We start from the raw sequence: 17,050 nt of genomic DNA, 5'->3' as shown, positions 1-17,050 counted from the left end.
TTACTCAAGTTTTTGTAAGAATATTTCAAATTTCTTGTTTGCTAAAATAATTATATTTAAGTCTATAGTTTCTTGAGCTTTAATTTCTTTAATAAAATCAAGCAAATTTCTAACTAAGTTGTTATTATTATTAATCCATAAATCTAAATCAATAGTTGTTTTAGATTTATTAATTATTTTTATTAATAATCTACGTTGTTTGTCATATAAATCATCTTTTAGCGATTGAATACCTAAGCGACGCCAAAATGAATCGTTCAATTGCCTATCACAAGCTTTACGTAACCAATCAAGACTAAACATATCACTTATAACAAAATAAGCTTTTGCTATCTCTTTATTATTCCCTGAAGTCTGTTTTGTTACATATATAATGTCAAATACTGAAATTAAATTGTCAAATGTAGCGATAGTAGCAGCCAATGATTCCTCTACCCCGCTAGTGGTATAATAATTTAATTTTTCTTCAAATCTTATTTTAGTTTCTCCGACTAATAAAGTATCTACCGTTTTTCTTAAGTTTTGTGCAGGAACTCTAAACTCTTCTATAGTTTCACTAATATTAATAGGATGTTTTAAATTTTTAATAAACCACGAAATACCTCGACGCATTAATTTCGTTATTTCGGTAAACATGTCGATTTTTACATTGTAATCAATATTAGTAGGTAGCTTACTTATCGTTTCCCATATATAATCAAGATCAAAAATTTCACAAATAATGGTGTATGACCTTATTATATCACAAAGAGGAGCCCCAATCTCACGCTTTACAATACTAATAAGCGGTCCTCCAAGCTGATTCATTATTTTATTTATAGTAACGGTTTTAATAATCTCATGTTTAAGTGGATGAGATAAAATTTCATTACGAAACTTTTTTTGCATCATTTCAGGAAAATAATCTATAAGATATGCATCAAAATATTTATCATGGGAAAAAGTAGAATTAATTAACTCATGATAAGCAGATCTCTTACTATATGATAGCAATATGCAAAGCTCAGGACGAGTTAATACTTCACCGCTAATAGCTCTGCTATTCAATTCTTCTGCACTAGGCAAGAATTCATTTTCCCGCTCTAATACTTTTTCTTCTTCTAAAATATCTATAAATTGACTAAGTATATTAACAGTTAAAGTAGGAGATAGTTGCATAATTGTTATTGCTTCGGTTTGCTTATAATTATCAAGTAATACTAACTCTTCAACTTGCTTTGTCATATCGTTTAGAAGTTTATTACGTTCTTCTAAAGTAATTTTGCCTGAGGTTATCGCACTACTTAAAGCAATCTTGATATTTACCTCATGATCGGAGCAATCAACACCTGCTGAATTATCAATAAAGTCAGCATTTATGCGCCCGCCTTTTTTAGCATATTCAACTCTACCTCTCTGTGATACCCCAACATTACCGCCTTCTGCTATAACTTTTGCTCTAATTTCTTCACCGTCACATCTAAGATTATCATTTGCTTTATCACCGATTTCTAAATTATTTTCCGTTTTAGCTTTGATATAAGTGCCTATTCCGCCATTCCACAATAAATCAACATCTGCTTTTAAAATAGCTTTAATTAATTCTTCCGGTGATAATTCATTATCATTTATATCAAGTAATTTTTTAATTTCCGGCGATAATTTTATTAATTTACTACTGCGTTCAAATACTTTACCTCCTTTAGAAATAAGCTTAGAATCATAATCAGACCAATTAGAACCCTTTAAATTAAATAAACGCAAACGCTCATTAAAACTTGATAAAGGATCAGGAGTAGGATCAATAAATATATGTTTATGATTAAAGGCAGCAACTAACTTAATAGCCTCTGATCTGAGCATACCGTTACCGAACACATCTCCCGACATATCTCCTATACCTACGACGGTAATAGGGTCTTTTTGGACATCTAACCCTAAAGTTTTAAAGTGATTAGTTACGGAAATCCAAGCTCCTTTGGAAGTAATAGCCATTTTTTTATGATCGTAACCTGCAGAACCACCGGAAGCAAAAGCATCATCAAGCCAGTAATTATATTCTCTTGCCACACTATTAGCATAATCCGAAAATGAGGCTGTACCTTTATCGGCAGCCACCACTAAATAAGGATCTTCTTTATCATAAATAATAACGTCTTTTGGATGTACTACTTTACCGTCAATGATATTATCAGTTATGTCTAATAAACCTCTAAGGAAATTCTTATAGCATTCTACCACTTTTTCCATATATTCATCACGAGTAAGCCCTTCCTCAGTAAAATGAACATAAAAGCCGCCTTTAGAACCGACAGGGACAATAACGGAATTCTTAGTCATTTGTGCTTTCATAAGCCCAAGGACCTCAAGCCTATAATCTTCTGCTCTATCCGACCATCTAAGACCTCCGCGTGATACGGGACCGCCTCTTAAATGAACAGCTTCAAAATTTCTAGAATAAACAAATGCTTCAGCAAACGGAACAGGTTTAGGTAAATCCGGTACTTTTGAAGAATCAAACTTAAATGAAAAAATATGTTTATGTGGTTGATAGTAATTTGTTCTAGTAATAGCATTAACTATACCAAGCATATTACGTAGTACTTTATCTTCACTACTCATCTCAACGGTTACTAAGTAATTATTTAGTTTATCTTTAATTACATCACAATTATTATCCGAATGTTTAGGATTAAATTTTATATCAAATAGATTTACCAACATTTTTGTATATTCGGGATGTTTAAGTAACGTTAACTGTACATAGCCTTTACCGTAACTAAATCCCGTTTGATGTAAATATCTTGTTAAAGCTTTGACGAGTTTAACTTGCTTCCAATTAAAACCGGCAAGCACTATTAATTTACTTAAAGAATCATTAGCAAGCATCCCAAGTGCCATTTTGTCTAAAGCTTCTTCAACATTTATTTTTAATTCGGTAATATTATCCTTTACAGGTACAATAGAAGTTAAGATAAAATTATATATCCAGCTTTCTTTGATTTCGCGAGCCTCCTTAATTGCAAAAGTTTGTTCATCAATTGCTTTAAAACCTAAATTTTCTATTGGCGGCAATATGTTAGAAAGTGCAAGTTTTACTTTTGGACTATATATTTTTAAGTAAAATTCCGTTTCATTTACAGAAACTAGATTAAACATACATTTTTGTGACTTACTTGCTTCCGTTAGATATTCAACATCTACTAAAGCTATTTCCGGAGAAAATTTTTGCCGATAATCTGCCGAAAAAACATTATCAAAAAGCTTTAAATTAATACCTGCTTGATATTCGCCGAATTTTTTAGAAAACTTAAAATAAAAATCTTCACTCCAACGTGTAGAGATACGATCTAAATCTTGCTGTATTATTTCTGCTTCAAAATTTATTTTATGTTCCCCTTGTGCTTCAAGCGTTACAAAAAGATAAGAAAAATTACCGGCTACTTCGGTGATATAGTTGGATAAAATTTTACTACCGAATTTTTCTGCTAAATAACAATCTATCATATTATGCATTTCAGCCGTTAAACGTTCTCGTGGCAGAAAAATTATGATATTAAGAAAAGAACTAGACCAATCATATTGAATAAATAATTTAAGCTTCTTACTCATCATACTTGAGAGCATATGTAAACACATACAATATAAATCGCCTTGATCAATTTGTATTAAAGCTTCTCTCGGTAACGACTCCATTAAAATTCTTAACTTATCGGCATTATAACCAGATAATGCAAAACCGGCTTTCTCAATTACAAAATTAAATTTTTGTCGTAGGATTGGAATATTACTTATTGAATGGTAATACATATTTGAATTATATATACCGAAAATTATACTTCCCGAAATATATTCACCCGAAGAGTCAAATTTTTTCACTAAGATATAGTCGATTAAATTATCTGAATGGATAAGCGACGCACTATTTATTTTACCGAGTATTATTAATTGATTTTGATATAAAGGATTAGCAGAACATTTTATAATATCATCAATCTCGTCTTTTACTTCTTGCCATATTTTTGCTGCTCCTATTTCATTGCTTAATTTTAAAGATTTTACTTCAAAATCAAGAGTCCCTAATAAAACCAAATTATCGTTTTGTAACCAATTTAAGAATTCTTTAGCCTCTTTAAAATTTAATTTATAATTATCAATTATATTTTTAGATAAATCTTGTAATTTTGTGAGTAATTGCGGTAAATGTCTATAGCTTTGCTCTAACTTTTCTAATCTTTCATTTATAGCCTCGGTTAAAAATGTAGTAGTTTTATCTTCAAAATTTCCTAAAATGGTTAAATGTAGTATTGATTCTGATTTTTCATCCGACACAGAATTTTCTAATATTTTTTCTAATTCTCCTTTACTATTTCGGACACAGTTTATTACCGGATGGAGTAAAAACTTAGTTTGCAAATTTATGTTTTTAAGCAGACATATGATAAAATCAACAATATGCGGCTTATTATCAAGTAATATCAAGACATTTATTGCCGGATCATTTTCGATAACTGCCTTTGTTATTGCTATTTTTCTTGCTCTTGCTATCCTGTGCTTAAAAAACTTAAATGCTTCATCTGCAAAATTTTGGAATAATTTTGCTCTATTCTCAAAATCATAATCTATCGGAATATAATTTAAAAACTTTCGAACAAAATCTATATATATGGCACTTGACTCACGTTCCTTGCTAAGTTCTAGAATTTTAGTTTTATAATTCGGGATTTGACAATTTAAACGGCTAAAGTTTAAAGAGGTTGTTTTTGGGGTCATGATTTTCTTAAGTAATAATAATATGATTATTTCTGTTGTTATTATATTATATAAAATAACTTAAGCAAGAGGCATAGAAAATAAGTGGAAACGATATTTGCACAAAGCTCTGCATTCGGTAAAGCAGGCGTAGCAGTTTTTAGGATTTCTGGTCCTAAAAGTTTAGAAGTTTTACAGCTACTTACCGGTAGAAAGGACTTTAAATCGAGATTAATGTATTATCAACAAATTACAGTCCCTGAAACTAAGGAGCTAATCGATAATGTTATGGTTGTTTATTTTAAGTCACCTGGTAGCTTTACCGGGGAAGACGTAGTTGAAATTCACACGCATGGCAGTAAAGCTATATCTATAATGCTGACAAATGCATTATTAAATATAGCTGGTATTCGTTTGGCAGAAGCAGGAGAGTTTACCAAAAGAGCTTTTTTAAATAACAAATTTGATTTAACAGCAGCAGAGGGGATAGCCGATTTAATTAATGCCGAAACTATAATGCAGCATAAGCAAGCAATTAGACAAGCAAGCGGCAAACTTGAAGCATTATATAATAATTGGCGTAGTCAGCTTTTAAAAATTATCTCTCTGCTTGAAGCTTATATAGATTTCCCGGATGAAGATATACCTGATACCGTCCTTAATGAAGTTACTAATACTCATACAATTCTTGTAAATACAATATCGGAATATCTTAATGATAACAGAAAAGGAGAATTACTACGAAGTGGTCTTAAGCTTGCAATTATCGGTCCGCCAAACGTTGGTAAGTCTAGCTTACTAAACTTCTTAATGCAGAGAGATATAGCGATTGTCTCAAATATTGCAGGAACTACTAGAGATATAATTGAAGGACATTTAGACATTGGCGGCTATCCTATTATTTTACAGGATACAGCAGGTATAAGAGAAGAAAGTAGTGACATTATCGAGCAGGAAGGTATAAAACGAGCTATAAATTCAGCTAAAACAGCAGATATTAAAATTATAATGTTTGATGCCGAAAAATTAGACTCCTCTATAAATGAAGATATTATTAATTTAATTGATGAAAATACTATCACAATAATTAATAAAATCGATTTAATCGAAGCTAGTAAAATCTTTTCTATTGAAAATAAATATAAATGCTTAAGAGTTTCAGTAAAAAATAATATTGCTCTTTCAAGTATATTAAAAAATATTGAAAATATTGCCGAAAATATGGCAGGATTTACCGAAACTCCTTATATAACAAATCAGCGTCACCGTAACCATTTACAACAAGCTCTCTCACATTTAATGGCTTTTAGCTTAGATAATGATTTAGTTCTAGCAACTGAAGATATTAGAATGACAGCACGCTGCATCGGTGCAATTACGGGTGTTATCAACGTAGAAGAAATACTAGGCGAGATCTTTAAAAATTTCTGCATAGGTAAGTAATATTGTATAGCTCGTTCTATGTCATCCCCGCAAGGTATTATTGCATGGACACCAAATCATCATTGCGAGCGACTGTAAGGAGCGTGGCAACCTCATGAAACAGTAGATTTCTTGCATAAACTCCTTCTAAAGATCAATTTGTACGTCAATCCGGTACTCGCATCCGTTTCCTGTAAATTCCTTTTATAAGATAGGTTATGCAAGAAGTCTAGTACAAAATGATTGCCACGTCGAGGCTTTATCTCTCCTCACAATGACGAAAAAACGAAACATTACAGCATAACAATCATCTTTCTCAAATCTTTCCATATATTAATTTATTTTAACTTTATCTTGACAAAAACATTAACATACTTTAGAAACCACGTTTTATTAATTAAAGAAGTAACATTATGGTATCTATATTAAATATAAATTTTAAATGCGTTATGCCTATATTTAGCAATGAAATAGTAAGCCGTTTACCGGGTAATGTAAGCCACATCATTCATAAATTAAGCAATACTATATTTTCATCAGTATATAGTACTGTTGAAGGAGCTTTTAAAAAAGGTTATATAGTGGATAATGCACAGTGTAATTGGAAAAACATTGAACAATCTTTCAATGAGTCCCCAAATGATTTTTCAATACTACACCAAGAGTGCAACAATGGTTTAAATATTCCAATAAATAATATTTTTATCGATGCTGAAAATAATCCTCATATACTTTTACAACAAGCCGTAACACCTCATCAAAACGGTACGGTTAGTATTCTTAGTCAACTTTATAAAGTAACGAATGATTATATATTCTCTCAAGGCAATATTACCGAAACTAGCGGAGCTGATTTCTTAGGTTTAAATGAATGCACTAAAGAAGAAGCTATGAGTGCTTTACAAAACTATAACGCTTATAAAGAAACTTTAATCCCTCGTGAATCGTTTATAAATACTCTTAAAAATACTCTAAATCACTTAGGTCTCTCTTTAGATAATGTCTCTCCTACAGAAATAGGTAAAGATATTTTAGATCAACTCGGTAAAGCTTACACTGACCCTACTACAGAAAGACCTAACGATGATACAAATGACGGTGGATATAGCGGTGTTTATATAGCTGGATTAGCATTAGGAACATTAGCTGTAGGTACGATCTTAGGGTATTGCATTAAATATGGATGGGATTGGTATAAGGGAAGAAATATAAAAAATGAAAATTTAGATTTAGTAATGCAGAATAAAGAATTAAAATTTGTAGAACTACTACATGAAAATTTTAAGAAGAATGCAGTTATATTCGATGAAGTTATAAAAATAAATAATTTACATGATATTATAAAACTAGCAAAATCTATTAAGGGATATGAATTCTCAATACTACCACTAACTAATTTAAATAATGAAATTGTAAAATTAAATTCCCCATCCGCTATAGCAATAAACTTAGATTCTTCAAGCGGAATATTGCATGAAATATGTAAGAGTCTTGGCGGTGATGATAGTTTTCAGACTATCAACAACTTTGCACGCTTAATAACAATTATACGAACAGCAAATCCCCAGTCTGAAGAATATAAAGAAAGCATTAGAAAAACATTTGAGATATTTGACCATAGTTACACAGATATTGACTATCAAAATTGCGAAATACCGTTATTAGCCGATGTATCATCACCATATAACTCCTTAGGTATAGAAGTATAGAACGTTGTTAGTACCATAACAAACCATAATTGACTTTTTGAAAGTTATATATAAAATGATGCTTAGAGTAGCACAGTGCTATTTCGGGGTGTCGAAACCTCTGCCAAAAGTGAGAACCTTCCTTACACAACTGATGCAATCCTCGACTTCACGGTCGTGGTTATAATAGTTATGTCCAAGGTTTAAAGCTTAAGCTTAGAACCTAAAGGCTATTATGGCTATCGTTGATGGTTTTCTTACTCTCCCAACCACCAAGAGTTTATTTCTCTTCAGTGGTTGAAACCTGAGCAGTTTAAGTTTAATCAATCGGGAACAAATATATCTGACCACAATACTAAAACTATCTCAAGACTCATCATAGAATCTATTTTAAATGAAAATAAAAAAATCTAAGAGCCAAGATAGCAGATTTACTAGAAAGACCTATAACAAAAAGCGATATCGAAAGAATAGAACAACGCTTAGCAGAATTAAAAATATTTAGTAATGATTTATAGCCTTGAAAATATCATCATCTCATTTTATTAACTACCTACTATAAAAATAAGCACTAAGATCATTATTAACCATTATGGTAAATAGTACAAAAATAGCAAAAGACGGTAAGGTTTCTATACCAGTTTCATCATATTAATGTAGAGAGGTAGATGCTTTAAAAGGAAGAAGAACATACATAATCACACCCGACAATATTAGCATAATTATTCCTAGAATAATACCTACTATATTAAATACATTTATAAAAGTAATATTAACCTCCTTAATTAATTCGTGAGCACATGACGGTAGTAGTTGTTGAGCAATAATTATTCCTTCACCGATTGAGTCATGAGCTATTTCTGCCATTGATACAGAAACACCGTGAGGAATTACTAGATTGTTACTATATATAAAAGACGTAATACTCACAATAACAGCTATACCTAATACATTACCTAATTCATATGCTGTTTCTTGTAATGCTGCTGCACCTCCGGATCTCTCTACCGGTACTGCATTCATCATAACTGTTACGGTGTAGAGAGGCATAGACTACTGCCTATACCAAGCAATCCAAGATATATAATATAGTATTCGATAATAAATCTCTATAGTCTAATATACTAGGTAAAATCAATGATATAGTAGTAAAAGCCCACTAAACATTATTACACGTGCGATAAATCGTGTGAGTAAATATGGCATAACTAAAGATGCAATTAAAGCAAAAACTGCTGCAGGCAACATATAAATACCTGCATACAAAGGACTTAACCCTTTGATAAACTGTAACCATAAGGACATAAGATACATTATGGATCCTAAGATACATGTAATCAGCAAATAAACTATTACTCCTATAATAAAATTGCTAATTAAGAATAAACGCATATCTACTAACGGATCATCACTTTTAAGTTGGTGTAAGGTAAATATTATTAGTAACACAATGCCAATTAATAGCATTCCGCCGGATGCTAGATTCATAATACCGTATTTAGCCAACATCTTAATGCCTTGAACTAAAGCTGTCATCCCAAAAAACGATTGAAATACTCCTATCCAATCCCATGGGTTCATTACTAGGATCAGATGATTCAGGAATCCAAACTATACCAAAAGCAATAATTACTAATGCAATAGGTGCATTTATAAAAAATGCAAATTGCCAACTTAAAAGCTCAACCAATACTCCTCCTAGTACTGGTCCTATAGCTGCTCCTACGGTTGCCATTATTCCCCACACGGATATTGCGATCATACGTTCATGTGTATTATAAAGTGGAAGGCATCATCACTGATCCTCCTAACCCAAGTAAAGCACGACATAGTACTAATCCCCATGAGCTATCAAATACATAAACTAACATTGAAACGATGGAAAAAACTAAAAACCCCAAAGTAATAATCTTTTACGACCAAATCTATCTCCTAATGTACCTGCGGTAATGAGAAGACCTGATAATACTAATACATATGCATTGACTATCCATAATTGTTGTAAATTAGATGGTTTTAAATCAAGGATTATAGTAGGCATAACAGCATGCAAGACTGTAGCATCCATCGATACAAAAAGTAAGCAAATTCTTAAAATAATTAAAATATGCCATCTAAATTTATAAGATATAGATGATGAATTATCTTTAGCGATATATTCAGTTTGCGGAAATTGTGATACCATATGTGATAAGTTATTTAATAAGGGTTTTACTAAATCTATATTTTTCGAGAACTATGGGACTGTTAACAAGTAATTTAATTAGCTTTAAAATTTATTTTGTTAATAGTCCTAGGTTAATTCAGTTGGTAACATAGTAAGCAAGTCCAAATCAATTAACCATAACACAAGTAAATTTAACATCTAAGCATCACCTAGTATGGAAGTCAAGATTTAATCTTACAAGCACAATAACATAAATAAAATTTGATTTTTCTTTCTCAAGCTTATATTTTAATTGGTAAGTTTATAATATGGAAATTTATGTCAAATACAGATAAGGAAAGAGCCATTGCCGCAGCACTCGCACAAATTGAAAAAAGCTACGGTAAAGGTTCGGTAATGAAACTAGGGCAGCGTCCGCATGTTGATATAGAGGCCGTATCGACCGGCTCACTTGGTCTAGATATAGCTCTTGGAATCGGCGGTGTTCCCAAAGGTAGAATCATCGAGATTTTTGGTCCTGAAAGCTCAGGTAAAACCACTCTAACATTGCATTTAATTGCAGAAGCTCAAAAAAAGGGTGGTACATGTGCTTTTATTGATGCCGAGCATGCATTAGACCCTGCTTATGCTAAAAAATTAGGCGTAAATATTGATGAGCTTATTATTTCACAGCCTGATACAGGTGAACAAGCCCTAGAAATTGCCGATACGTTAATTCGCTCCAGCGGTATTGATATGATAATAATAGATAGTGTTGCGGCTTTAGTACCGAAATCAGAGATTGAGGGCGAAATGGGTGATGCTCAAATGGCTTCTCAAGCAAGGTTAATGAGCCAGGCTTTGCGTAAACTTACTGCATCAATTAATCGCACCAATTGTATTACTGTTTTCATCAATCAAATCAGAATGAAAATAGGTGTGATGTTCGGTAGTCCTGAAACTACGACAGGCGGTAATGCCTTAAAATTCTATGCTTCTGTTAGGATCGATATAAGAAGAATCGGCTCCATTAAAGATAAAGAAGAAGTAATAGGCAGCCAAACCAAAGTAAAAGTAGTCAAAAACAAAGTATCTCCTCCATTTAAAACTGCAGATTTTGATATAATGTACGGTTCAGGTATTTCAAAAGAAGGCGAGATAATCGACCTTGGAGTTAAGCTTGATATTGTTGAGAAATCCGGCTCTTGGTTTTCCTACAAGAACGTACGCATAGGTCAAGGGCGTGAAAACGTCAAACAATATTTAAAAGAACATCCACAAATTTCCAACGAAATTGAGAAAATAATACGTGAAAAATCGTTAAAAATTACTAATATAAATCTTGATCAAACGGAGGCAGAAAATGATTGATTTAACAGGTAAAACTTCCTTAATTACGGGAGCTTCAGGAGGCATAGGCGGAGCTATAGCGAGGTTACTGCACAAACTCGGAAGCCATGTAATTATTAGCGGCAGTAATGAGGAAAAATTAAAATCCCTTGGAAAGGTTGTAAAAGATAATTATACGATAGAAGTATGTAATCTTGCCGATAAGGAAGAATGTAGCAATTTAATATCTAAAGCATCAAAATTAGATATTTTAGTATGTAATGCCGGTATTACTAGCGATACGCTAGCAATTAGAATGAAAGATGAAGATTTTGACAAAGTTATTGATATTAATTTAAAAGCAAATTTTATTTTAAATCGTGAAGCAATAAAAAAAATGATACAAAACAGGTATGGACGTATTATTAACATATCTTCAATAGTAGGAATTTCAGGTAACCCCGGGCAGACTAATTATTGTGCTTCTAAAGCAGGTTTAATAGGTATGACCAAATCACTCTCTTACGAAGTTGCAACCAGAGGAATTACGGTTAACACAGTAGCTCCAGGATTTATTAAATCAGATATGACCGATAAACTAAATGAAAAACAAAGAGAAGCTATAGTACAAAAAATTCCGCTAGGCACTTACGGTATGCCGGAAGACGTGGCAAACGCAGTCGCATTTTTAGCAAGCGATCAGGCATCATATATTACCGGTCAAACTATACATGTAAACGGCGGTATGTTAATGGTATAAAAATTAATAAGATTATTTTGTGCTAGCATAAAATAATTTTTTGTGCTAGAAGTTCTTTTAAAGGTAAAATGCGATGAATATTTTAAATAAATATTCATACAGTGAAAATAAAGTCTAATAGCTGAATAACCGCTATTATACGGCATATAAAATTAAATGATTTATGGAGTTCAAAATTATGAGTACAACGGATAAGATCGAACAGAAAGTTATTGAAATGGTTGCTGAAAAGCTAAATAAAGATAAATCGATAATAACTACGGATTCAAGATTTATAGAAGATTTGAAAGCCGATAGCCTTGATACCGTAGAGTTAATGATGGCAATAGAAGTTGAATACGGTATTGATATCCCTGATGATGAAGCCACTAAAATTAAAACCGTATCCGATGTTATAAAATATATCAAAGAACGCCAATCTTAATCTGTATAAATTAAATCCATAATATATAATTAAAAATGTCGAATCAAAGAGTAAATAAAAGAGTAGTTATTACCGGGCTTGGACTTGTTACTCCTGTTGGGCTTAATGTTAGCTCATCTTGGAAAAATATTGTAGATGGAGTAAGCGGTATAAAAACTATTACAGAATTTGACACTTCTAAACTTGCGTGTAAAATTGCCGGACTTATAGATAACTCTGAGAAAAATGGATTTAAACTTGAAAATTTCACACAAGCAGATGACATTAATAGACTAAGTAAAATGGATAAATTTATCCATTACGGAGTAGCAGCCGCAACCGAAGCAGTTGAAGATAGCGGCTGGTTACCTGACGATGAAAAATCTCGTGATAGAACCGGCTTGATATTAGGTTCAGGAATCGGCGGGCTTAAAATGATCGAAGATACCTCTATCAAACTTTATCAAGAAAATAACGGCAAAGTTAGTCCTTTCTTTATCCCCGCTTCATTAATTAATCTTTTATCCGGTCTTGTTGCTATAAAATACGGTTTTAGCGGTCCAAACCAAGCGGCAGTAACAGCTTGCTCTACAGGGGCACATGCTATAGGCGATGCTATGCGTATGATAAAGCACGGCTATGCCGATGTTATGATCGCAGGCGGTGCGGAAGCTCCAGTTACACCTGTCGGAATTGCAGGTTTCGTTGCTGCTAGAGCATTATGTACTAAATATAACGATAATCCTAAAAAAGCCTCAAGACCTTGGGATAAAGACCGCAACGGCTTTGTTATGGGTGAAGGCGCAGGCGTTGTAGTCTTAGAAGAATATGAGCATGCCTTAAATCGAGGGGCTAAAATTTACGGTGAAGTTATAGGATACGGCTCTACAGGTGACGCCTATCATATGACAGCTCCACATCCTGAAGGTAGAGGAGCTTATAGAGCGATGAGAGACGCAATGCTAGATGCAACTATCACGCCCGATATGATTGATTATATTAATGCACACGGTACTTCTACTACACTTGGTGATGGAATAGAATTAACAGCCGTACAAAAATTATTTTTAGAAGCGAATCCCAAAGTGTTAATGTCTTCTACTAAATCATCAATAGGACATTTGCTTGGTGCGGCAGGAAGTGTTGAGTTTATCTTTTCAACTCTTGCAATTAGAGACCAGATTGCACCGCCAACCTTAAACTTAGATACCCCTATGGATGAGGTGGATATAGATTTAGTTGCACTTAAAGCTAAGAAAACTAAGATAGATTACGTGCTTTCCAACTCGTTCGGATTCGGTGGTACTAATGCTAGTTTAGTGATTAAGAGTATACTCGTTTAATTTGAAAAATTGGCACAAAGTCCTATAAGCACTGTGGTACTCACGTATTAAGTATACGTTCCGCTCCTCGTCTTGTGGACTCCTTGCGCTTTTCCAAATTAAACTTCGTCTACCAACCTTTAACTAATGTCATTCCTGCGAAAGCAGGAATCCAGTAAAACATATAAAAACTTATTTTTATATGTTTATTCTATCAAATATGTAATTTTGTACCAATATTAAGGTTATTTTTCTAGATTCCTGCTTTCGCAGGAATGACATAAAAACTAGCCAATAATCAACTATGACCCCAATTTATTACATTAAAGACGGTAACTTAAGTTTTGCGGATAAAGTAATTTTATCTGATTTAGAGCTTTATTTGTACACAGGCGATAAGATTTGTCTTATAGGACGTAACGGCTGCGGGAAATCAAGCTTAATGAAAGTCATATCAGGTGATTATGAGTTAGATAACGGTGAATTATTTCAAGATCCTTTAGTTACAACCGGTTATTTAAGACAAGATATTTCTATAAAAACTCATCTAACTGTTTATGATTTTGTCTTACAACAAACAGATAGTACAAAAGAAATAAATAAATACCAAATCGATATAATTCTAGAAAAATTACAAATCAACGGAACAGATAATTTATCCACCTATTCAGGCGGTCAACTGAGAAGAGCAAGCCTTGCTAAAACTTTAATATTAGAGCCAGAAATATTACTACTTGATGAACCGACTAACCATCTAGATATTGCAACAATCGAATGGTTAGAAGAATTTGTTAAATCTTATAACGGTGCTATTATTTGCGTTAGTCATGATAGAACATTCCTCTCAAATGTTACTAATAAAATTTGGTGGCTTGATAGAGGAATTTTACGTAAATCCGATAAAGGATTTAAATTTTTTGATGAATGGCAAACAATTATCATAGACCAAGAAGAAGCCGCTCTTCGGAAATTAAATAAAAAATTATCTCAAGAAAATGAATGGTTAAATGCCGGTGTTACTGCTAGACGTAAAAGGAATCAAAAGAGACTTGCGGATTTGAAAGCTTTAAGAGCAATCACACAAGAACAGACTGCAAAACTAGCTAGTGCAACACAAAGAGTTAGGGTAGAGCTTGCCGAAAATATAGCTAAAAGTAAATTCATTATTGAAGCAGATAATATTACTTTTAGTTATAAAAATACTAAAATTATCGATAATTTTAGCTTGCGTGTAAAAAAAGGCGAAAAAATTGGTATAATCGGTGCAAATGGCTCAGGCAAATCTACCTTTATCAAACTACTAACAAAACAGCTTACCCCTGAAAGCGGCAAAATTATATATGGCGGTAATTTAGATATTTCATATTTTGATCAACATAGAGAAAAACTAGAGCCTAATCATACATTACAACAAACTTTATGTCCTACAGGTGGTGATCAAGTATTTTTGCCAAACGGTAAAACCATGCATGTTGCCGGTTATTTAAAACAATTCATGTTTAATCCTAAACTACTTAATGCAAAAACCGCTATTTTATCAGGCGGTGAAGCTAATAGATTATTACTTGCAAAAATTCTAATTAACCCTGGCAATCTGTTAATTTTAGATGAACCGACTAATGACCTCGATATGGATAGTCTAGAAATTTTACTAGATATACTTGCAGATTATTCAGGTACTTTAATATTCGTGAGCCATGATCGTGACTTTTTAGATAGGTTAGTTACTAGAACTTTAGTTTTCGCTCAAGGTAAAATTCATGATTTAACAGGAGGTTATGAAGATTATAAGCAGTATTTTACTACCTCTCCTATAGCCAAAAAAGCTTCAAAACCACTACCACTAACTTCTCAAAAAGAACCTCTAAATAAAAAGCTATCTTATAAATATCAGCGTTTGCTTGAAACATTGCCCAACTATATTGAAAAGCTAGAAATATCCATCAAACACTTAGAAAAAGAACTTGAAGACGTTAATCTATATTTAGATAATCCTCAAAAATATAACCGCATTACTAGCCAATTAATTAATGATAAAAAACAACTAGACGAGTTATTAAATCAATGGCTAGAAATACAAGATTAATTTTTATTAAAATTTTCTTGACTTAATTATTAACTTTTGTTAACGTTTCTTAGCGTTAATATTAAAGATGATGAGCATGTATGTCTGATATAACAGCTACATTAAAATATAAATTCGATAATTTAAAAGAGCATCTTAACAATTCTTATTCTCGCTCTCAAATAGAAATAATTCTAGGAGAATTGAGTATTTTACAAAGCGAAGCAGCTTCATATGGCTTGAGTTTTGACATATCCAATCTAAAAGAGCATGCTGAAACTAAGCTCAAGAACTATGAAGTAGAACAATCTATTGAGAAAGCTAGGGTTCAAGAAGAAGAATTTCTAAAATCACAAAGAGCAATAAAATTTGCCGAAAAAGAAAAAGAAATCGCACAAAGAATTGCTGCACTTAATAATTTGCATAATGAATTTATAAAAAATATTACTAAAGATACTAAAAGAATTGAAGAAAGTAATAAACGTTTAGATAAGATAATAAATAAACTAGAAAAGGAAAACATTATTGATCATGAAGAGTTAAATCGTGAAATATTAACTCATGAAGAAATATTTAAACTAAATCAAGCGTATAAACTATTACATAAAAACCATAAAAAAATAACTGAAGAACACAAACAAGCACATACAGAATTAAATGAATTAAATAAAACAATAACGAATTTATCACAACAATTACAAGAAAAAGGCTTAGCACCCCAAAAAGTTAAAGAATTAAAAGGAGAATTAGAATTTCACCAAGAAATGTTAAAAATACATAAGGCACATGTAGAGAAGATTGAAAATAGTAAAAAAATATTAGATCAAGAAATTATTAAACATGAAAAAGAACACAACATAAATAAAGATAAAATAAAGAAATTAGGAAGTGATATTAAAGAGCGTTATAAAAAAGAACCAGAAAAATATTTAGATGCATATGAAAAATATGTAGTTCTAAAAAATCAGCATAAAGCAATTAAGACAGACGGCGTTATAAAGGATATAGATCATCATAACAAAGTAATAAATAAAATTAACGTGGATAAAACTAAATCTTTAGCTAATAAAATCAGAGGACAAACACAAGTAAAAGATACTAATACTAGGAGTTTATCTCCTGCTCGTACTCCTAATATTAAAGTTACAAATAATAAAACGAGAGGAATTTAACTAAATTAGTAA

The 17,050-nt window shown here is 32.0% G+C and carries 13 protein-coding genes; 8 read left to right on the top strand and 5 right to left on the bottom strand.

Annotated elements, in window-relative coordinates; translation table 11 throughout:
- On the bottom strand, positions 1–4,752 hold the full coding sequence (locus GCO76_RS06005; RefSeq protein ID WP_410956545.1) for an NAD-glutamate dehydrogenase: 4,752 nt from the start codon (positions 4,750–4,752) through the stop codon (positions 1–3).
- Positions 4,753–4,836: 84 nt separating this feature from the next.
- Here GCO76_RS06005 and mnmE point away from each other — a divergent pair, with 84 nt between their 5' ends.
- Entirely contained in the window at positions 4,837–6,174 is a 1,338-nt protein-coding gene (gene mnmE / locus GCO76_RS06000; protein WP_410956544.1) for a tRNA uridine-5-carboxymethylaminomethyl(34) synthesis GTPase MnmE, read from the top strand.
- 392 nt (positions 6,175–6,566) lie between these two features.
- Positions 6,567–7,862: a DUF5460 family protein gene (locus tag GCO76_RS05995; protein ID WP_410956543.1), complete on the top strand. Its 1,296-nt coding sequence runs from the start codon at positions 6,567–6,569 to the stop codon at positions 7,860–7,862.
- A 630-nt stretch (positions 7,863–8,492) separates the two neighbouring features.
- On the opposite strand, the gene GCO76_RS05990 is transcribed toward GCO76_RS05995, so the two are convergent.
- The 4 genes from GCO76_RS05990 to GCO76_RS05975 form a co-directional block, all read right to left on the bottom strand.
- A complete protein-coding gene (locus tag GCO76_RS05990) occupies positions 8,493–8,891 on the bottom strand; it encodes a hypothetical protein (protein ID WP_410956542.1) in 399 nt (132 codons plus the stop codon).
- An 84-nt stretch (positions 8,892–8,975) separates the two neighbouring features.
- The gene (locus tag GCO76_RS05985) at positions 8,976–9,377 is read right to left on the bottom strand and encodes a hypothetical protein (RefSeq protein ID WP_410956541.1); all 402 of its coding nucleotides are present in this window, start codon (positions 9,375–9,377) and stop codon (positions 8,976–8,978) included.
- Complete coding sequence (locus GCO76_RS05980) at positions 9,352–9,576, bottom strand: MFS transporter (RefSeq protein ID WP_410524377.1); 225 nt, start codon at positions 9,574–9,576, stop codon at positions 9,352–9,354. Before GCO76_RS05980 ends, GCO76_RS05985 begins: the two co-directional genes overlap by 26 nt.
- 153 nt (positions 9,577–9,729) lie before the next feature.
- Positions 9,730–10,026 (bottom strand): MFS transporter, encoded by a 297-nt coding sequence (locus tag GCO76_RS05975; RefSeq protein ID WP_410956540.1) that lies wholly within the window; start codon positions 10,024–10,026, stop codon positions 9,730–9,732.
- 300 nt (positions 10,027–10,326) lie between these two features.
- Here GCO76_RS05975 and recA point away from each other — a divergent pair, with 300 nt between their 5' ends.
- The 6 genes from recA to roaM all read left to right on the top strand — a co-directional run bounded on the left by recA (position 10,327) and on the right by roaM (position 17,038).
- Positions 10,327–11,358, top strand: coding sequence for a recombinase RecA (recA, locus tag GCO76_RS05970; RefSeq protein ID WP_410956539.1), 1,032 nt, complete (start codon positions 10,327–10,329; stop codon positions 11,356–11,358).
- Positions 11,351–12,076: a 3-oxoacyl-ACP reductase FabG gene (fabG, locus tag GCO76_RS05965; RefSeq protein ID WP_014014776.1), complete on the top strand. Its 726-nt coding sequence runs from the start codon at positions 11,351–11,353 to the stop codon at positions 12,074–12,076. The genes recA and fabG overlap by 8 nt, the downstream gene beginning before the upstream one ends.
- A gap of 163 nt (positions 12,077–12,239) precedes the next feature.
- Complete coding sequence (gene acpP / locus GCO76_RS05960; RefSeq protein WP_008579292.1) at positions 12,240–12,500, top strand: acyl carrier protein; 261 nt, start codon at positions 12,240–12,242, stop codon at positions 12,498–12,500.
- 35 nt (positions 12,501–12,535) lie between these two features.
- On the top strand, positions 12,536–13,822 hold the full coding sequence (gene fabF / locus GCO76_RS05955) for a beta-ketoacyl-ACP synthase II (protein ID WP_410956538.1): 1,287 nt from the start codon (positions 12,536–12,538) through the stop codon (positions 13,820–13,822).
- 283 nt (positions 13,823–14,105) lie between these two features.
- Positions 14,106–15,887: a ribosomal protection-like ABC-F family protein gene (abc-f, locus tag GCO76_RS05950; protein ID WP_410956537.1), complete on the top strand. Its 1,782-nt coding sequence runs from the start codon at positions 14,106–14,108 to the stop codon at positions 15,885–15,887.
- Between the two features lie 80 nt (positions 15,888–15,967).
- Positions 15,968–17,038, top strand: a complete 1,071-nt coding sequence (gene roaM, locus GCO76_RS05945; RefSeq protein ID WP_410956536.1) for an actin-based motility regulator RoaM — start codon at positions 15,968–15,970, stop codon at positions 17,036–17,038.
- Positions 17,039–17,050: the final 12 nt, after the last annotated feature.

The organism is Rickettsia koreansis (assembly GCF_046532895.1).
GTDB classification, from domain to species: Bacteria; Pseudomonadota; Alphaproteobacteria; order Rickettsiales; family Rickettsiaceae; genus Rickettsia; species Rickettsia rickettsii.
This window is presented reverse-complemented; position numbering and strand designations above follow the sequence as displayed.

Bases quoted from the DNA above. Each gene is read 5' to 3' on its own strand.
- GCO76_RS06005 (WP_410956545.1), bottom strand. From the start codon at position 4,752: ATGACCCCAAAAACAACCTCTTTAAACTTTAGCCGTTTAAATTGTCAA.
- GCO76_RS05995 (WP_410956543.1), top strand. From the start codon at position 6,567: ATGGTATCTATATTAAATATAAATTTTAAATGCGTTATGCCTATATTT.
- GCO76_RS05990 (WP_410956542.1), bottom strand. From the start codon at position 8,891: ATGCCTCTCTACACCGTAACAGTTATGATGAATGCAGTACCGGTAGAG.
- GCO76_RS05985 (WP_410956541.1), bottom strand. From the start codon at position 9,377: ATGACAGCTTTAGTTCAAGGCATTAAGATGTTGGCTAAATACGGTATT.
- GCO76_RS05980 (WP_410524377.1), bottom strand. From the start codon at position 9,576: ATGGCAACCGTAGGAGCAGCTATAGGACCAGTACTAGGAGGAGTATTG.
- GCO76_RS05975 (WP_410956540.1), bottom strand. From the start codon at position 10,026: ATGGTATCACAATTTCCGCAAACTGAATATATCGCTAAAGATAATTCA.
- recA (WP_410956539.1), top strand. From the start codon at position 10,327: ATGTCAAATACAGATAAGGAAAGAGCCATTGCCGCAGCACTCGCACAA.
- fabG (WP_014014776.1), top strand. From the start codon at position 11,351: ATGATTGATTTAACAGGTAAAACTTCCTTAATTACGGGAGCTTCAGGA.
- acpP (WP_008579292.1), top strand. From the start codon at position 12,240: ATGGAGTTCAAAATTATGAGTACAACGGATAAGATCGAACAGAAAGTT.
- fabF (WP_410956538.1), top strand. From the start codon at position 12,536: ATGTCGAATCAAAGAGTAAATAAAAGAGTAGTTATTACCGGGCTTGGA.
- abc-f (WP_410956537.1), top strand. From the start codon at position 14,106: ATGACCCCAATTTATTACATTAAAGACGGTAACTTAAGTTTTGCGGAT.
- roaM (WP_410956536.1), top strand. From the start codon at position 15,968: ATGTCTGATATAACAGCTACATTAAAATATAAATTCGATAATTTAAAA.